The following is a 17,969-nucleotide window of genomic DNA, read 5'->3' as shown; positions in this document are numbered from 1 at the left end:
CAATAGCACTCCTTTTTATAATAAAACATGCTGACTTTTTACGTCAGCTCGCTTTGTTTAATTGGTTTTAAGGCACGGATTACAAATCCGCGCGATCGGGTTCACCTCTTTCCATTTCGAACAGAGAAGTTAAGCCCGATTGCGCAGATGGTACTGCATTTAATGTGGGAGAGTATGACGTTGCCTTTTTTTTGAAAGTCCTTTACTGAAAAGTAAAGGACTTTTTTGTTATGTATAACTTTGTGAATTCTAAATCATTTTAGAGTAATAGCACTCCTTTTTTTAATAAAACATGCTGACTTTTTACGTCAGCTCGCTTTGTTTAATTGGTTTTAAGGCACGGATTACAAATCCGCGCGATCGGAGGGGATTGCGTATATTGTGATTACAATGTCTTTGATCTAGTTTACTCTTCTATTAAATAAGGAGTTAATTTATTTGACTTTGAATCATTCAAATATAAAGGTCGAGCAAGCTCTATTACTTCTAAAATGTAAAATGAAAATTGATTGTTAAGTTTATTAATCTCTAAACATTGAAAATCAATTGTAGTGAAATATTCATTTATAATATTTTCATTATTTATTAAAATTTTAATAAAATAAGAGAATTCATTTTCTCTAATACAATTAAAATCATTCTGAAGATCGAGCGAATTTTTAAAATCAAAATCAGCAACAGAAGTATTAAAAACTTTTTTTTCTTTAATTACTCCATTTTGTAAAAAATAAAACTCGGTTATATTCTTATTATTACTAAACAGATAAGAATAATTGGAATTTTCCAACATTAAATATATTGCATTATTATTTTCATTTAATTTTAATTTCATTAATTTATTAGTCAATGTAACATTTTTTTTTACTTTCTTTTCATATGCTATTTTTTTAAAAGTTCCGCAAGAAAATGAAATTATTGTTAAAATAAAAATTAAAACAAAATATAATAGTCTAATTTTCCAGTCTAATTTTTTTATATACTTCATAGCTAATTGTTATATAAGATTTTTTATCTCCGTAAAATTGTACTTTATTACTTCTAAGCCCTATTACAAATGCAGTTCCTCTAAATTTATTTGTATAATTATCACCCATTGTTGAAAAATCCGTATCAGAAGGATTAGCTAAACCAGATTTTCTGATCTGTGAAATACAAGGATGAATATGATAATGAAATTCAACTGCTGAATAATCTCTTAACACATAAATATCTCCATTAGTTTTTTTAAATTGAGACACAGTAGCTCTATAACCAGAATCACCATCTTTACTTGTGAATTTTTGAAACGTACCTCCTTCTTTCCAAAAACTTATTGACTTATCACCAAATATACTATGACCTCCATTTTCTCTACCTGTTTCATCTGTTTGATTAACTGAGCTGATAACAACTTCCATCTTTTTACCAGTCGGATTGGTTTTAAGGCACGGATTGCAAATCCGCGTTATCGGGTTTAAGGCACGGATTGCAAATCCGCGCTATCGGGGAGTATGTCGCTGCCTTTTTTTTGAAAGTCCTTTACTGAAAAGTAAAGGACTTTTTTGTTATATATAACTTTGTGAATCCTAAATCATTTTAGAGCAATAGCACCCTTTTTTATAATAAAACAAGCTGACTTTTTACGGTCAGCTCGCTTTGTTTAATTTGTTTTAAGGCACGGATTGCAAATCTGCAAAATCGGTTTTGTAAACAATGTAATTTGTATCAATACTTCTGAAACATTACTGTTAATTCTTAATTAATAAAAGTTGGTGAACCAAATTTATAGATGTTATATAATATTCTAACGCTATCTTTATTAACAGGAATCTCTACTTCATCATAGATAAAAAAAGTAATTATTTTCCTTCCTTTTTCATTGAAAGAATTTATATATAAAGTATCCTTTTTTTTTGCATTCGTCAAAACTCCATACTCAAAACCTTCTAAATCTTTAATATTTCCATTAAAGACTGAGTCTCTAATAATATAATATACATCTAAGTAACGGTTAGGATATTTATCAAATTCTTTATTTCCGAATTCATATTTAACTATATTCAACGTATCTGATTTTAGCGTATCAGCATGAAAAACAGTGAAATCAAAATCTTCAGATTTTTTGTTGTCATTAATGTCTTTATTCTCTGTTTTATTACATGCAACAAAAATGATGCATATTATAATGATTATTTTTTTCATAGTTATTTTTTTAATAAAATTCATCCTATTTAGTTCTTCCAATCTATAATCTTTTATTTGATATGTAGGGTGTCTAAATCTCGGAGCATCTTTAAGATTTGTAGTAGTTTCTTTTGTGAGAGTTTGTATAGTCTCAGGTATTATTCTTTTATAACTATTTGTTTTTAAAGTCTAATCGGTTGACTTGTGTCAATGGTTACTTTAGCTTCTGATATTTTAACTCCTAAATCTGTTACTTATAAAGCATTATTAAAAAAAGTAAATGAAGCTTTTACATGTTTAATATTACCAATTCCTTCACTTCTTTTAGTAAAACCTCCAGTCTGTACAGCCCTTCTACATTTGAGTATTCTTTTTGTTTTAGAAGGATTATTTTTCTTTCTGAGGAACTGATTTCTTTTTGCTTTTCCTTCATCATCATACATATAAAATCCACCATCAAAATTTTGATTTTAAACAATTGTTTCTTTTAGTGTTGATAACTATTTCGTTTAATATTTCAGTTCCATCCTCAGCATATTGGGCATTTGGTCGTGGATCTGAATTACCTCCAACTAAAGTACTAATATGTACTTTTAATTTTTTCCATCATCCATCACCGCTTATCCCCGTAGGATCATTCAAATTCACAGGATTATTATTCACGTACTGATAAGCCGTCATCGTTTGCTCCGCTAGCGGATCCACATTGATAAATGTACTAAAAATAACATAATACTAGTTCATCATACAATCATAAGTTGGATTTTGACGATTTATGCGGTGTTTTTTTTTTTACAGGAAGCTTCTAGTTTAGAATTTATTCTAGAATAAATTTTGATTTTATCTAGTAAAAAAAGGAATATTATCTAGAATAAATTGAAATATTATCTAGTAAAAAAGTAAATATTATATATATAAAGTTGAAAAGTTATATATATAATATTCTCAACTTATGCTGTGGTATTTATTTACAACTGCGTTTTGCAATAGGGATGGGAGCTTTGTTTGAGCTCTTTTGCAAATTTTTAATTTGCGAAAAGCGAGTGCGAACAGCCCGACCTGTAACGCAGTGGAAGGGATTGCCCTAGAATCAATTTTTATTCTGCTTAATATTCGGTAACTTTACTTTTCTAAATTTTTGATATGCGTTGGAAAATTAATGATTCGGTTGATAGAAATGCAGTTCGCACTTTGCAAGAACAATTGCAAGTGAATGAACTTATTGCGACTTTGTTGGTGCAACGTGGGATTGAAACGTATGAACAAGCACGCGCTTTTTTTCGACCGTCGTTAGCAGATTTACACGATCCGTATTTGATGAAAGATATGGATAAAGCCGTGCAACGTATAGAATCGGCTTTGGAAAACGAAGAACGCATTTTGGTTTTTGGTGATTATGATGTTGATGGAACTACTGCTGTTTCGTTGGTTTCGGCTTATTTGAAAACGCTTTCAGATAATATTGACACCTACATTCCGGATAGATATTTGGAAGGTTACGGAATTTCGAACAAAGGAATTGATTATGCTGAAGACAATGAGTTTTCGTTAATTATTGCGTTGGATTGCGGTATTAAATCGATTGATAAAATTGATTATGCTAAGGCAAAAGGTATTGATTTTATTATTTGTGACCACCATTTACCAGGAGATGAAGTTCCGGGTGCAGTTGCGGTTTTAGATGCGAAACAGAAAGATTGCAATTATCCGTATAAAGAATTATGTGGTTGTGGCGTTGGTTTTAAATTGATTCAGGCTTTAGGCCGAAATCGTAATCAAACGACTGAAGATTTAGTTTCGTATTTAGATTTGGTTGCAACAGCGATTGCTGCCGATATCGTTCCGATTACAGGCGAAAATCGCATTTTAGCGCATTTTGGTTTGCAAGTGATAAATTCTAATCCAAGACCGGGGTTGTTGGCTTTAAAGAAAGCGTATTCGATTTCGGAATTTACCATTACCGATGTAGTGTTTAAATTCGCACCGAAGATTAATGCCGCAGGGAGAATTAAACACGGAAACTATGCTGTTAAATTATTATCTGAATTTGATTTGGAACAAGCTCTTGAATTTGCCAAAGAGATTGACGAGTTTAATTCACATCGAAAAGATTTAGATAAAGAAATTACCATTCAGGCTTTACAGCAAATTGAAGATAATAACGAAATCGATTTTGCAACTTCTGTTGTATATGATCCGAGTTGGCACAAAGGTGTGATTGGGATTGTGGCTTCTCGTTTAATTGAAACGCATTATCGTCCGACTTTGGTTTTTACTAAAAGTGGAAATTATTTAGCTGCTTCGGCTCGTTCGGTTAAAGGATTTGATGTTTATGAAGCTTTGGAGGCTTGTTCTGAACATTTGATTCAGTTTGGTGGTCATATGTATGCAGCTGGAATGACAATTTCAGAGGAGAATTATCCGAAGTTTAAAACGCATTTTGAGGAAGTGGTGAAACAAACGATGCCAGAAGAATTGAAAGAACCTGAAATTTTAATCGATGCAATTCTTGATTTTAATGATTTGGACGATAAAACGCTTCGTATTTTAAAGCAGTTTGAACCTCACGGTCCAGAAAATATGACGCCTGTTTTTTTAACGCCAAATGTTTTTGACACCGGAAATGCACAAGGTTTAGGAAAAAACAATGAGCATCTGAAAATGTTTGTCAAGCAAGATAATTCAAAACCTTTTCCAGCAATTGCTTTTGGAAAAGGTAATTTGTATTTAGAAACAAGAAATCTTCGTTTGATGAATTTAGTGTATTCCTTATCTGAAAATCAATGGAAAGATAAAGTGACTTTACAACTTCAGGTTAAAGATTTTAATTTTTGTTAAATGATGTTATAATTGATTTAAATATGATTTTGTTCTTTGATTTATAACTATTTTTGCAGTGCAAATTTTAAATTATATTTTTTATTATGAGAGTAGCAGTTGTAGGAGCAACCGGAATGGTTGGTGAGATTTTGCTGAAGGTGTTAGCAGAACGTAATTTTCCAGTAACAGAATTAATTCCAGTAGCTTCTGAGAAATCGGTTGGTAAGGAAATCTCATTTAAAGATAAGAAATATAAGGTGGTAAATTTGCAAACAGCCGTAGAAATGAAACCAGATGTTGCTTTGTTTTCTGCAGGCGGAGAAACTTCTTTAGAATGGGCTCCAAAATTTGCAGAAGTTGGTACTACGGTTGTTGATAATTCATCGGCTTGGAGAATGGACCCGACTAAGAAATTGGTTGTTCCAGAAATCAACGCAAACGTTTTAACTAAAGAAGATAAAATTATTGCTAATCCAAATTGTTCAACGATTCAGTTGGTAATGGCTTTGGCTCCGTTACACAAAGCTTATAAAATTAAACGAGTAGTTGTTTCAACGTATCAATCAATTACAGGAACAGGTGTAAAAGCAGTTCAACAATTAGAGAACGAATATAAAGGTGAACAAGGTGAAATGGCTTATAAATACCAAATTCACCGTAATGCCATTCCTCATTGTGATGTTTTCTTAGATAATGGTTACACGAAAGAAGAAATGAAGTTGACCAAAGAAACTAAGAAAATTATGGCAGATGATTCTATCAAAGTTACAGCAACTGCTGTTCGTATTCCGGTTGTTGGCGGTCATAGTGAATCAGTTAATATTGAGTTTGAAAATGATTTTGATTTAGCTAAAGTTCGTGCTTTACTTCAAGAAACTCCTGGTGTTATGGTTCAAGATAATACCGATACAAATACATATCCAATGCCTTTATATGCAGAAGGTAAAAATGAAGTTTTTGTTGGAAGAATTCGTAGAGATGAATCTCAAGAAAACACATTAAATATGTGGATTGTTGCTGATAATTTACGTAAGGGTGCGGCAACAAATACCATTCAAATTGCTGAATATTTAGTAGCAAATAAATTAATTGGTTAAAAAATAACCATTCAAAATATATAAATTGAAGTTCTTGTTTATCAAGAACTTCTTTTCGTTTTTAAAATAACACAATGGAGAAACTTTGGTCGAAAGATTTTATCTTAACTAATTTATCAAACTTTTTAATGGCATTTGCGTTCTATTTAATCGGAACAACAATGCCGTTTTATATAGAAGAACAATTTCATACAACCGAATCTGAGACCGGATTAATTTTAGCGAGTTATATTATTGCGACGTTAATTTTGCGTCCGTTTTCAGGATTTATTGTCGACACATTTTCTCGAAAAAAAGTGTATATCATTGCATATTTTCTTTTTGTATTTGTGTATTTCGGTTATATGTGGGCTTCAACCATTACATTATTTATCATTGCCAGAATGATGCACGGTGGTGTTTGGAGTGTTATCACAACAGCGAGTAGTACCATTGCTATTGATGTTATTCCGGCTAAGCGAAGAGGTGAAGGAATTGGCTTTTTTGGATTAACAACCACTTTGGCTATGGCGGTTGGTCCGTTTATCGGATTGTATTTGTATGAACATTTTGATTTTGATTATAATTTTTATAGTACGATTTTCTTTGGAATTATCGGATTGTTAACCGCCTTGTTAATTAAAGTTCCCGTAAGAGAAATTAAAACGAAAACTGTAATTTCTTTAGACCGTTTTATATTGAAAGCGGCTATTCCAATTGGGATTAACTTACTTTTTACAGCCATTTGTTACGGAATGTTGTTTACTTACGCAGCTAAATACGGAATGCAACTGGGAATTGAAAACATTGGTTTATTCTTTTTATTTATGGCTGTTGGAATGATGGCTACACGTTTCTTTGCTGGAAAACTTTTAGATAAAGGTTATGTAAATCAATTAATGATTGCTTCTCAGGCTACCATTGCTTTGAGTTTTTTACTTTTTGGAATAGCAAATTCTGAAGTTTTGTTTTTTACATCTGCACTTTTTATTGGTTTTGGTTACGGAATCGCTTCTCCAACCTATCAAACGATGTTTGTAAATATGGGAACCAATGACCAGCGCGGAACAGCAAACTCAACTTTCTTTTCGTTTTATGATTTAGGAATTGGTTTAGGAATGGTTTTATCTGGATTTATGGCAACTTATTTTAATAATGAATTCAAATATTTATTTCTGATTTGTAGTGCTTCTGCAACTATCGGAATTTTCTATTATTTGCTTATTTCAAAGAATATTTATCGAATCAAAAAGAATAACTAGTTTAAAGATTTGTTAATTCCTTTAATATAAGGTTTATTATAAAATAGTAATCCTAACTTTGCAAAATGAAACAGAGAATGTTGTTTACGAATTTCTTAATGAGCATATTGGTCGTTTGTACCATTATGTATCAGTCTGTACATTCGTTAACTCACGTTCTCGAAGATATTCATCATTCTTATGTTACTGATGATTCAGATCATTCACATTCACATATAGACAGTAAACATTGTCACGTTTGTGATTTTACTTTCAGTCCGTTTACTTCGGTTGAATTTCAAACCTATACTTTTTTTAATCCAACACAAGTTTCTCAGAAGTATTTCTTTTCAGAACAAGCTTTTGATTTATCTTTTAATCAACATTCGTTTCTACGCGGACCACCTGAGTTTATTTAGACTTTAGATTTTTATAAACTAATTTTTGAATAATAAATGATGCGAATTTCAATCCTAATCATTTGTTTTTTTTATTCTGTATTGATGTTTTCACAAAACACCTTAAAAGGTAAAGTTGTTGATGCAAACGGAACGCCATTAAACAAATGTCATATCGATTGGAATACTTATTGTGCAACAACAAATCCCGATGGAACTTTTGAACTTCAAAACATTCCAAGCGGAACATTTAATCTACGTGTAAAATTAAACGGTTTTCAAACTCAGGATATTCTTGTGAATGTTCCTGAAACTAGCTTTATTGAACTTGTTTTGTTTACCGAAGAAGAAATGTTAGACGAGCTGATCATTTCAACCAATCAGCCAAAAACGTACAATGGTATTTCAGTTAAATCCAATCAAATTAAAGACAACTTCGCCGGAAGTTTAGCCAAATCATTAGAAAATGTTGCTGGTGTTACCGCTATGGAAATCGGTTCGGGTGTTTCAAAACCTATGATTCGTGGACTTGGTTTTACACGAATTGCTGTAACCGAAAATGGAATTAAGCAAGAAGGGCAACAATGGGGAGCCGACCACGGTTTAGAAATTGATGCACTTCAAGCAGAAGAAGTTGAAATCATAAAAGGTGTTGGCGCTATTGCTTACGGAAGTGATGCGATTGGTGGCGTAATTCGAATTAATAATGAGAAAATTCCACAAGAAAATTCCACTTCAGGAAATGTAATTCTTCACGGAAAAACAGTGAATGATGCAATAGGAGCTTCGTTTAATTTTCAGCATAGAAAAGAGAATTGGTTTTTTAAAGCCAAATTTTCAGGAGTTGATTATGCTGATTTTAAAGTACCAACTTCTGAAGTAAATTACCTAAATACCAAAATTCCTATTTACAATAATCGAATGAAAAATACGGCGGGAGATGAATATTCGGTGTATTTACAGGGAGGTTATGTTTCCGATTCGTTTCAGTCTATTTTGAGTGTTTCTAACTTAAAAAGTAAAATTGGTTTTTTTGCAGGCGCTCACGGAATTCCTTCCGTTGGAGCTGTTACGGATGATGGTAATTATCGCGATGTTGGTTTTCCGTATCAAACGGTGAATCACTTTAAAGTTACAAGCTCAAACAAATGGAAAAAACCGCATAGCGAGTGGAATGCTATTTTTTCGTTTCAGCAAAATCACCGTCAAGAATGGAGTTTGTTTCATTCGCATTATAGCAATCAACAAGCACCAAGTGTAAATCCGAATTTGGAATTAGACTTTGTCTTAAATACGTTAGATTCTCAAGTCAATTATTCGTTTGAAACCGGATTGGACCACGAAACCACTTTTGGATTCCAGCAAAATTTTCAACAAAATAATGTTTCGGGTTACAGTTATTTACTTCCAGAATATAACAGAAATAATTTAGCTTTTTATGCCAATCACGAATGGTTTGTCTCGGATAAAACAACTCTTGATTTTGGTGCTCGATTAGATTATATCGATATGAAAACCAAAGGTTATTTTGATTCGATTTTATATGATTATTTAATTGCTACTGGAAAAAATGAAACTACAGCGAAAGAAAATGCGCAACGAAGTTCAGATGTTCATAAAACCTATTTGCAAACCAATTTTGCATTCGGACTTTCGTATGTTATGCATCCAAAATGGAAGTTGAATTTCAATATTGGAACTAATTTCAGAGCACCAACAGCAATGGAATTAAGTGCCAACGGAATTCATCACGGAGCTTTCAGACACGAGAAAGGAAATCCGAATTTAAAAGTAGAACGCGGTGTTTCGTCTGAAATTGGATTGACGTTTGAGAACGATAATTTCAAATCCACATTAAGTCCGTATGTATATTATTTCAGTAATTACATTTTCTTGAAACCAACCGGAACGTTTTCTGTACTTCCTCACGGCGGACAAGTTTATGAATATGCGCAATCCAAAGCTTTGATTACAGGTTTTGAATATGCCATTCAACAAAAATGGAATTCGTTTACTTTAAACGCAACTTTCGAATATTTGTATAACAAACAATTAGATAATCCGAAAGGAAATTATCCGTTGCCATTTTCAACACCAGTTAACTTGTTTGCGGAGCTTTCGTATGCATTTAAAGATTCTGAAATTACCAAACAATCTATAGTTTATCTAAATACAAAATGGGCGAGTGCTCAGAATAGAATTGCTCAAAACGAAGAGAAAACACCTGGTTATACCATTTTTGGTGCGGGTTTACAATCTGAAGTTAAAATCGGAAAAGTAAAACCAATCATTCGTTTACAAGCCAATAATTTATTTAATACCAAATATTACAATCATGCGAGTTTTTATCGAGCTATTGAAATTCCAGAATTAGGAAGAAACATTCAATTGATGATTCAAATTCCATTTTAACCTTTAAATTTTATAAAAATGAAAAATATCAAAACACAATTATTCAGTTTATTATTTGTTTCAATCGCATTTGTTTCTTGTTCAGATAGTGATTCTTCTGATTTAGATACACAGAAACCAACTATTTCTATTCAAAGCCCAACGGATCACCAAGAAGTAGAGCCAGGATCAGAATTAAATATTCAAGCATTATTTCAAGACGAAACAGCTTTGGCAAGTTATAAAGTTGAAATTCATGCTGCCGGAGATGGGCATGAACACCGAACCATTGCTTTGGATAATAAAGTCCCTTTTACTTATGAAAATGTTTTCCAGATCGAAAGCAATCCAAAATCATATCAGGTAGATTATTCAATTTCAATTCCAGAAAATGCAAAAGAAGACCATTATCATGTTGGGATTTTCTGTATAGATGCTGCCGGGAATCAAAGCCAACAATTCGTAGAGATTTTTATTGGACACGAACATAATCACTAAAAAAAAATTTTGCATAGTTTTTGTTAGTATATTTGAGAATTAAATTTTAATAAATCATGAAAAATATATTATACACATTTTTATTAGTAGGAACTTCATTGTTATTAGGATCTTGTTCTAATGACGAGGATACTGAAGCTCCTAAAGTCGAGATTATAAATCCAGAAGAAAATCAAGTTGTTTTTGTAGGAGATATTTTAAAAACGAAAATGAGTTTTAAAGATGATTACGGAGTTCGTTTCTATTCTTATGAAATTTTTCATAAAGATGGTATTGTACCTGGCGAATTTACTTATAAAAAAGAAATAGAGATCAATGTACCAGCAAATGAGTTTGAGATTTCTCCTAGTGTGACTATTCCAATTATGACTAAGGATTCTATTCCTACTGCAACAGGAGATTATATTCTTAGAGTTTTGGCGGTTGATTGGTATAACAATAGTAATTACGTTGATCGAACTTTCAAAATTGAACCAAAAATTGTTGAATAATAATTTTCTGTTAGCTATTACGATATTTAAAACTTGCCCATCTCGGCAAGTTTTTTTATTTTGCATAAGTTTAAAATTAATAAAAATGAAAAAATTAAGTTTTATACTTATATCTTGCGTTGGTATAATAGGATGTTCACCTGATTATATTGATAACGCTCCAATTGTTATTAATCCAATAGAAGAAGAACCTGAAGAACCTGCACCTGTTAGTTCTAACTTATTATTAAGTGAGACGACTTGGGAGCATTATAAAGATGTCTATCAATACGATTCTCAGCGACGATTTGTCTCGATTGTTTCAACAGATACAATCTCTAATTTAGTGACAAGTAGTTTTGAATTTCAATATAATGGAGATCAAATTCAATCTATTATTTCAAAAACTTTTGATACAGCGAATCAACAAAATATAATTACTAATCAAACTCAATATAATTATAATTATATTTCAAGTCACGAAATTGAATGTGTAAGAATTAGTACAAATTTTGCTACAAATAGTACTTCAGAAACCACTTCAAATATAATATTAGATAATCAAAGTAGATTAATTGCTAAAGATTCTTATACTTTTGAGTATGATAATGCTGGAAATTTAATTAAAATGAATTACCCTATAGGATTTGAAGAGTTTATCTATGATTCCAAAAGAGGCTGTTATTCAAATGTTTTAACTCCAAGTTGGATTCTACTTTCGTTGTATGGCTATGGCTTTGAAAATGGATTGATTAATAATAGATTAACTAAGAAATATATTTATCATTCAAATCCTGAAGATACCAATATTTACACGGATACTTATATCTATAACCAACTAGATTTTCCAATTAAGAAAACACATATGACTTCTTTCGGTGAAGTTTTTGTAACATTTTTTAAATATCAAACTTTTGAATAATGAAAAAATTAGTAAGTTCCATTTTTATTGCTGCAGCTATTGTTTCATGTAATAAAACAGAAAACGCAAATATGCAAGAAAAGTTAACCTATCCAGAAACTCGTAAAGATACTGTAGTAGATGTGTATTTTGGTGAAGAAATCTTAGATCCGTATCGTTGGTTAGAAGACGATCTATCTGAAGAAACAGCTGCTTGGGTAAAAGCAGAAAACGAAGTTACTTTTGCTTATTTAGACAAAATTCCATTTCGCGAAGCTTTAAGAAAACAGTTAGAAGAAAAATGGAATTACGAAAAAATCGGAGCTCCTTTTGTAGAAGGTGATTATACCTATTATTATAAAAACGACGGATTACAAAATCAATCGGTTTTGTATCGTAAAGATAAAGCTGGCAAAGAAGAAGTTTTCCTAGATCCGAATACATTTTCTAAAGATGGAACAACTTCTTTAGCCGATGTTTCTTTTACGGAAGATGGAAGTTTATTTGCTTATGCGATTTCTGAAGGAGGAAGTGACTGGAGAAAAATAATCGTTTTAAACACAAATGATAAATCGGTTGTTGGAGAAACCTTAATCGATGTGAAATTCTCAGGTATTTCTTGGTACAAAAATGACGGTTTCTATTATTCAAGTTATGATAAACCAACTGGAAGTGAACTTTCTGCAAAAACGGATCAGCACAAATTATATTATCATAAATTAGGAACTTCTCAAAAAGAAGATAAGGTTGTTTTTGGTGATAAAACAAAACGTAGATATGTTGGTGGTTATGTGACCGATGATCAAAATTATTTAGTGATCACTACTGCGAATGCAACATCAGGAAACGAATTGTATATTCAAGATTTAAACAAGCAAAATGCGCCAATCCAAACGATTGTAACAGGTTTTGATAATGATTATTCAATCATCGATTCAAAAGATGGGAAAATGTACATCGTAACAAATTATCAAGCGCCAAACCAAAAGTTAATGGTTGCTGATGTAGCCACTTTAGCAAATAAATCGACTTGGAAAGATGTGATTCCTGAAACAGAAAATGTTTTAGATTTGTCAAAAGCTGGTGGATATTTCTTTGCGAATTATATGAAAGATGCCGTTTCTGTTGTTCAACAATATGATTATAACGGAAAATTGATTCGTGATATAAAGTTACCTGGTTTAGGAACTGCTTCAGGATTTGGAGATAAGAAAGAAGCGAAAGATTTGTATTATTCATTTACAAATTACATCACACCAGGAACCATCTATAAAATGGATATTGCTTCAGGGAAATCTGATGAATTCCAAAAACCTAAAGTGAAATTCAATCCAGAAGATTACGAATCAAAACAGATTTTCTATACATCAAAAGATGGAACAAAAGTTCCAATGATTATCACGTATAAAAAAGGAACAAAATTAGATGGAACAAATCCAACGATGCTATATGCTTATGGCGGATTCAATGTTTCGTTAACGCCAAGTTTTAGTATTGCTAATGCGGTTTGGTTAGAAAATGGTGGAATTTATGCTGTTCCTAACTTACGAGGAGGAGGAGAATATGGTAAAAAATGGCACGATGCCGGAACGCAAATGAAAAAGCAAAACGTGTTTGACGATTTCATTGCGGCAGCTCAATATTTAATTGATAACAAATATACATCTTCAGAGAAATTAGCAATTCGCGGAGGTTCAAACGGTGGTTTATTAGTTGGGGCAACGATGACACAACGCCCAGATTTAATGAAGGTTGCTTTACCTGCAGTTGGAGTTTTGGATATGTTGCGTTACCATACATTTACTGCTGGTGCTGGTTGGGCTTACGATTACGGAACGGCTGAAGATTCTAAAGAAATGTTCAACTATTTAAAAGGATATTCGCCAGTTCATAATGTAAAAGCAGGAGTTGCATATCCAGCAACGATGATTACAACTGGCGACCACGATGATCGTGTAGTTCCAGCACATAGTTTTAAATTCGCTGCTGAGTTACAAGCTAAGAACGATGGTACAAATCCAGTGTTAATTCGTATTGATGTAAATGCAGGTCACGGAGCAGGAAAATCTGTGCAACAAACCATCAATGAAAATGCCGATATCCAAGCATTTACACTTTGGAATATGGGTGTTTCGAAATTGAAGTAAAAGTTTTTTTGAAATTTTATATGTTATGAATTCTTTTTTTAAAAGTAGTTTGTTCTTGTTGACTTTATTAATTGTTAGTTGTAATAAGAATGATTTTAATGATAAATCTAAAAGAAATCTGAATTGGGCATATTTGGTTGATGAAAGTTCGGGTAAAGGATCTTGGATTCCAGTATTAAAAGAGACTACGGTTGAGGATGGAGTTTTTTATATGTTTTATTCTAGTGGAGAAATTTATAAAAAAGGAAAACTTAGAAATAAAAAAAGGGTTGATACCACTTATATCTATAATGAAATTGGAGAAGTGATTAGACTCCGTGTTTATCAAAGAGACACTACTTTCGATGTTTATCTTAAAGATGGAAATTATATAGAAAAATTTCAAAATGGCGACATATTTCAAAAAGGAAAACTCTCAAATGGTGTTTTTAATGATGATTGGATTAGATATTATGAAAATGGTGAACCAGAATTTATTCAAGAGCTTAAAAATGGAACGGGTAAAATAACCTGGTTTTATAATGATGGTTATATTTCTGCAGTAGCAAATCGTTTGAATGGATTAACAAATGGAGAGGTTAGACATTGGTATGATAATGGGTATCTAAGAGAAATTTCTTATTGGAAAAATGGTGTTCAAGAAGGTTTAGTGAAAGAATTTTTTAATGATGGGAGTATTAAATCTCAAATGAATTTCAAAAATGGTAGGTTTCATGGAGTGTCTGAAGAATGGTATGAAAATGGAAAAATGAAGATGAGTAATACTTATAAAAATGACACTTTACATGGTGAAAAATTACAATGGAATATTAATGGTCAGTTAGAACTTAAGGGTGTTTATATTAATGGAATTTTTCAAGGATCTGTTATAGGATATCATAAAAATGGTAAAATATCTAGAAGAGGATTTGTTTTAGATGAAAAGCCAGATGGGACTTGGGAAGATTTTGATGAAAATGGTAAATTAATTAAAAAAAAGATTTTTAAAGATTTTCAATTAATTGAAGAAATAAGATATTAATTAAATTATTTTCGATCCCAAATTTTATTCATAAATCCATCATTTTTTAATGGTGGATTTTTTTATATTATAATTTTAAGAAAATATATATTTATAGAAAAGAATTTTATGGAATTTTCTTGGGGTACTGTAGCTACCGATACTTGGTTTACAAATATTTTAGATGTATTATTTTTTGGTTCTCTAAGTTTTTTAATAAGTTTGATTTTTTATAAAGGAATTTATTTGATGGAACGATTTTTAAAATTTTGTATTCATCATTTTATAACTTATGGAGGATTAATAGTACAATTTATTTTTATTCAAAGTTTTTATATTACAATTCGAACTTTAGGTTATTCAAAACTTCCTTTAGTTGTTGAGAAAATTATCTTTTTTATCTTTCATTTAGCAATTTGTTATTTTTGGTTGTTTCTATCATGGAGTTTTCTAAAGCGTAGAGTGAATAAAATTCCAAACAGCTTTTGGATTATTCAAATTGTCTTTGTTTTTGCTGTAGCTGTAAATTCCATTCTTAATTTAATGCCTACTTTTTTTAATCATAGCGAAAGAATTTTTCCTACACCTCTTCCATTTCTAATATATGATCCATTTAAGTAGTGCTATTAAATAACTTAAATGTTAAAATATTCAAAAGTCAGCATTCTGTGCTGACTTTTTTATTTACATTTATTTTAAAATTGTTATAAAAAGAAAATATGTTACATCGTTTATTATTGCTGACCTTAATGCTGTTTTGTACTACAAGTTTATTTGCTCAAAACACCATTGAAGAAACCACTTTAGATGAATTAGAAATCGCATCAAAAAGGAAGAGAAAAATTAAGAAATATAAAATTGATGGAATAAATCCTGAATTTCAAGTTCTATCAAAGGATAATTTTTTTATTACGAAATATGATAATTTACCAAAAGGAAAAATTATATCTGCAACCTTTTATTTTAATACTTGGGCTCCTAATCTTCTTAACTCAATAAATGACGATTTTAAAACAAATTATAAAGATGTTGATTTAGGAATCTTAGTTTATGAAATGAAGAAAGATGGAACTTTAGGAAAAATGATAAGTGATTCTGAAGTTAATTTTACAGTTAAAAAAGAGCACCGAGGCGAATTGAAAATTGATGTTTCTGAAATTGATTTTCCTACAGGTGATTTTTTTATGGGAATAAAAGTGCTTTCTGAATGCAATGCAGATGAGGGGAATTTTTTTATTAGAATATGTGAAACCGATAAAACATTTTCTTATGAAACATTTCTTTCAAAAGCAAATGCCAAAGACAAGTCAATTACCTTAGCTCAACAACCTTTTGCTTTAAAAACAACTTTAGAAATTGAACAATAATATGATTCGAAATTTACTAATTATCATTCTCGTCGTTTGTGGTTCAAACTTAATTCAAGCTCAAACTACCATTGAAGAAACCACTTTAGATGAATTAGAAATTACATCAAAAAGGAAGAGAAAAATTAAGAAACATAAAATTTCGGGGAAACCGGCTTTTAATGGTATTTCACAAGATGAATTTATTGTAACTAATGTAAATCAACTTCCAGAAGGAAAAATAAAATCAGTAAGTTTTTATTTTAATACATCATTTGTAGATTTTGCTGATTTAGTTTCAGGAAAACAATTTGATGTTAATTATCTCGATGTTGAATTAGGTTTATTGGTTTATGAAATGGGTATTGATAATCAATTAGGAAATTTGATTAGCGATTGTGAAATTAAATTTATTGTACCTCATCATCATAAAGGAGCTTTCAAAGTTGATATTTCTTCGATTGATTTTCCTGATGAAAACTTTTTTATCGGATTTAAAGTTTTGTCAGAAACGAATAAAGACGAAAACAATTTATATATGCGTTTGTTTGAAAGTGATTCATACGTTTCATATTCAGAAATATGGATGAAAAATTTTTCAAATCCTGAAAAAGAAACAAAAAAAATAATTTCAAATTTTGCACATCTAAAAATGACATTTGAAATCGAACAATAAAAAATCCATCACGATTGGATGGATTAGTTTATTCTGTCACTGAAGGATGATCGCCGTTTGCGAATGTAAATTTCACTGACTTCTTTGGATATTTTTCAAACGAAATATCACTTGGATTCGTTATCAATTTTTTGATACTGATTTTATCTCCCAATTGGAAACCAGCAGTAACCATTTTGTAATCTAATAAATAAGGACCACAGAAAAAATTTCCTTTTTCGTCTTGCTCAATAATTCCTTGATAAAGACCTTCTTTTGTTTCTTTTCCCATAAAGCTGAAAATTAAGTTGCAAAGATACAACGACAAATCGGATAGTTTAGTATTTATTTCTAATCACAGAAATATTATTCTGCGGGTTCCCAAAGTTCAATTTTGTTTCCATCTTCGTCTAAAATGTGAGCAAATTTCCCATATTCATGGACAATTAAATCTCCAATAATCGTAACTCCGTTTGCTTTTAATTGTTCGATTAATCCTTCGATGTTTTGTACGCGATAATTAATCATAAAAGGTTTTTCTGATGGCGCAAAATAATCACTTCCTTTTTTTGTCGGACACCATTGCGTTGATTCCAATTGGTCTGGATTGTCAATGTTTCTGCTTTCGAAAGTAGCTCCCCAATCGCTCACATTCATATTTAAATTTTTAGCATACCATTCGCGAGTAGCTTTTGGATTTTCAGTAAAAAACATAACGCTTCCAATTCCGTTAACTTTAGGTTCTTTTTTGTTGTTCATTGGTTGAATAATTTTCACAAGTTTACTAAAGTTTTTAATACAAACCTGAATTCGATTATTAATACAAAGCTAACTGACTGGAATTTAGATGTTCAAATTTAATG

The 17,969-nt window shown here is 31.0% G+C and carries 19 protein-coding genes and 2 rRNA genes (1 of these 21 running past the window's edge); 15 read left to right on the top strand and 6 right to left on the bottom strand.

Annotation, left to right across the window (positions count from 1 at the left end; all coding sequences use genetic code 11):
• Both rrf (EG240_RS14735) and rrf (EG240_RS17145) read left to right on the top strand, forming a co-directional pair.
• A 5S ribosomal RNA gene (gene rrf / locus EG240_RS14735) occupies window position 1 on the top strand; it begins 110 nt to the left of the window's first position.
• An 82-nt stretch (window positions 2–83) separates the two neighbouring features.
• Window positions 84–189: ribosomal RNA gene (rrf, locus tag EG240_RS17145) — 5S ribosomal RNA — on the top strand.
• Window positions 190–406: 217 nt separating this feature from the next.
• On the opposite strand, the gene EG240_RS14730 is transcribed toward rrf (EG240_RS17145), so the two are convergent.
• The 4 genes from EG240_RS14730 to EG240_RS14715 all read right to left on the bottom strand — a co-directional run bounded on the left by EG240_RS14730 (window position 407) and on the right by EG240_RS14715 (window position 2,874).
• Window positions 407–832: a hypothetical protein gene (locus EG240_RS14730; protein WP_125020117.1), complete on the bottom strand. Its 426-nt coding sequence runs from the start codon at window positions 830–832 to the stop codon at window positions 407–409.
• A 118-nt stretch (window positions 833–950) separates the two neighbouring features.
• Entirely contained in the window at window positions 951–1,397 is a 447-nt protein-coding gene (locus tag EG240_RS14725; RefSeq protein ID WP_125020116.1) for a hypothetical protein, read from the bottom strand.
• Between the two features lie 337 nt (window positions 1,398–1,734).
• Entirely contained in the window at window positions 1,735–2,181 is a 447-nt protein-coding gene (locus tag EG240_RS14720; RefSeq protein WP_125020115.1) for a hypothetical protein, read from the bottom strand.
• 588 nt (window positions 2,182–2,769) lie between these two features.
• Window positions 2,770–2,874, bottom strand: coding sequence for an RHS repeat-associated core domain-containing protein (locus EG240_RS14715; protein ID WP_203229324.1), 105 nt, complete (start codon window positions 2,872–2,874; stop codon window positions 2,770–2,772).
• A 432-nt stretch (window positions 2,875–3,306) separates the two neighbouring features.
• Between EG240_RS14715 and recJ the strand changes: the two genes are divergently transcribed.
• The 13 genes from recJ (at window position 3,307) to EG240_RS14650 (ending at window position 17,127) form a co-directional block, all read left to right on the top strand.
• Entirely contained in the window at window positions 3,307–5,001 is a 1,695-nt protein-coding gene (recJ, locus tag EG240_RS14710) for a single-stranded-DNA-specific exonuclease RecJ (protein WP_125020114.1), read from the top strand.
• Between the two features lie 86 nt (window positions 5,002–5,087).
• A complete protein-coding gene (locus EG240_RS14705) occupies window positions 5,088–6,080 on the top strand; it encodes an aspartate-semialdehyde dehydrogenase (RefSeq protein WP_125020113.1) in 993 nt (330 codons plus the stop codon).
• Window positions 6,081–6,154: 74 nt separating this feature from the next.
• Complete coding sequence (locus EG240_RS14700; protein ID WP_125020112.1) at window positions 6,155–7,321, top strand: MFS transporter; 1,167 nt, start codon at window positions 6,155–6,157, stop codon at window positions 7,319–7,321.
• A gap of 65 nt (window positions 7,322–7,386) precedes the next feature.
• A complete protein-coding gene (locus EG240_RS14695) occupies window positions 7,387–7,719 on the top strand; it encodes a hypothetical protein (RefSeq protein WP_125020111.1) in 333 nt (110 codons plus the stop codon).
• Between the two features lie 36 nt (window positions 7,720–7,755).
• Window positions 7,756–10,110 (top strand): TonB-dependent receptor, encoded by a 2,355-nt coding sequence (locus EG240_RS14690; RefSeq protein ID WP_235830393.1) that lies wholly within the window; start codon window positions 7,756–7,758, stop codon window positions 10,108–10,110.
• A gap of 18 nt (window positions 10,111–10,128) precedes the next feature.
• Entirely contained in the window at window positions 10,129–10,587 is a 459-nt protein-coding gene (locus tag EG240_RS14685) for a DUF4625 domain-containing protein (RefSeq protein WP_125020110.1), read from the top strand.
• 56 nt (window positions 10,588–10,643) lie between these two features.
• Window positions 10,644–11,078, top strand: a complete 435-nt coding sequence (locus tag EG240_RS14680) for a DUF4625 domain-containing protein (protein WP_125020109.1) — start codon at window positions 10,644–10,646, stop codon at window positions 11,076–11,078.
• 85 nt (window positions 11,079–11,163) lie between these two features.
• Window positions 11,164–11,979, top strand: a complete 816-nt coding sequence (locus EG240_RS14675) for a hypothetical protein (protein WP_125020108.1) — start codon at window positions 11,164–11,166, stop codon at window positions 11,977–11,979.
• Window positions 11,979–14,105 carry a prolyl oligopeptidase family serine peptidase gene (locus tag EG240_RS14670; protein ID WP_125020107.1) on the top strand — a complete coding sequence of 709 codons (2,127 nt, stop codon included), beginning with the start codon at window positions 11,979–11,981 and terminating at the stop codon, window positions 14,103–14,105. Before EG240_RS14675 ends, EG240_RS14670 begins: the two co-directional genes overlap by 1 nt.
• Before the next feature lie 25 nt (window positions 14,106–14,130).
• Window positions 14,131–15,126: a toxin-antitoxin system YwqK family antitoxin gene (locus EG240_RS14665; protein WP_125020106.1), complete on the top strand. Its 996-nt coding sequence runs from the start codon at window positions 14,131–14,133 to the stop codon at window positions 15,124–15,126.
• Between the two features lie 108 nt (window positions 15,127–15,234).
• Complete coding sequence (locus EG240_RS14660; protein ID WP_125020105.1) at window positions 15,235–15,726, top strand: hypothetical protein; 492 nt, start codon at window positions 15,235–15,237, stop codon at window positions 15,724–15,726.
• A gap of 98 nt (window positions 15,727–15,824) precedes the next feature.
• Complete coding sequence (locus EG240_RS14655) at window positions 15,825–16,472, top strand: hypothetical protein (RefSeq protein WP_125020104.1); 648 nt, start codon at window positions 15,825–15,827, stop codon at window positions 16,470–16,472.
• 1 nt (window position 16,473) lies between these two features.
• A complete protein-coding gene (locus EG240_RS14650; RefSeq protein WP_125020103.1) occupies window positions 16,474–17,127 on the top strand; it encodes a hypothetical protein in 654 nt (217 codons plus the stop codon).
• 28 nt (window positions 17,128–17,155) lie between these two features.
• Here EG240_RS14650 and EG240_RS14645 read toward each other — a convergent pair whose 3' ends face one another.
• Window positions 17,156–17,398 (bottom strand): hypothetical protein, encoded by a 243-nt coding sequence (locus EG240_RS14645; RefSeq protein ID WP_125020102.1) that lies wholly within the window; start codon window positions 17,396–17,398, stop codon window positions 17,156–17,158.
• 74 nt (window positions 17,399–17,472) lie between these two features.
• On the bottom strand, window positions 17,473–17,865 hold the full coding sequence (locus EG240_RS14640) for a VOC family protein (RefSeq protein ID WP_125020101.1): 393 nt from the start codon (window positions 17,863–17,865) through the stop codon (window positions 17,473–17,475).
• Between the last annotated feature and the right edge of the window lie 104 nt (window positions 17,866–17,969).

Source organism: Paenimyroides tangerinum, from assembly GCF_003865405.1.
Taxonomy (GTDB): domain Bacteria; phylum Bacteroidota; class Bacteroidia; order Flavobacteriales; family Flavobacteriaceae; genus Flavobacterium; species Flavobacterium tangerinum.
The sequence above is the reverse complement of the archived record's forward strand: the minus strand, read 5'-3'. Positions and strand labels throughout refer to the sequence as shown.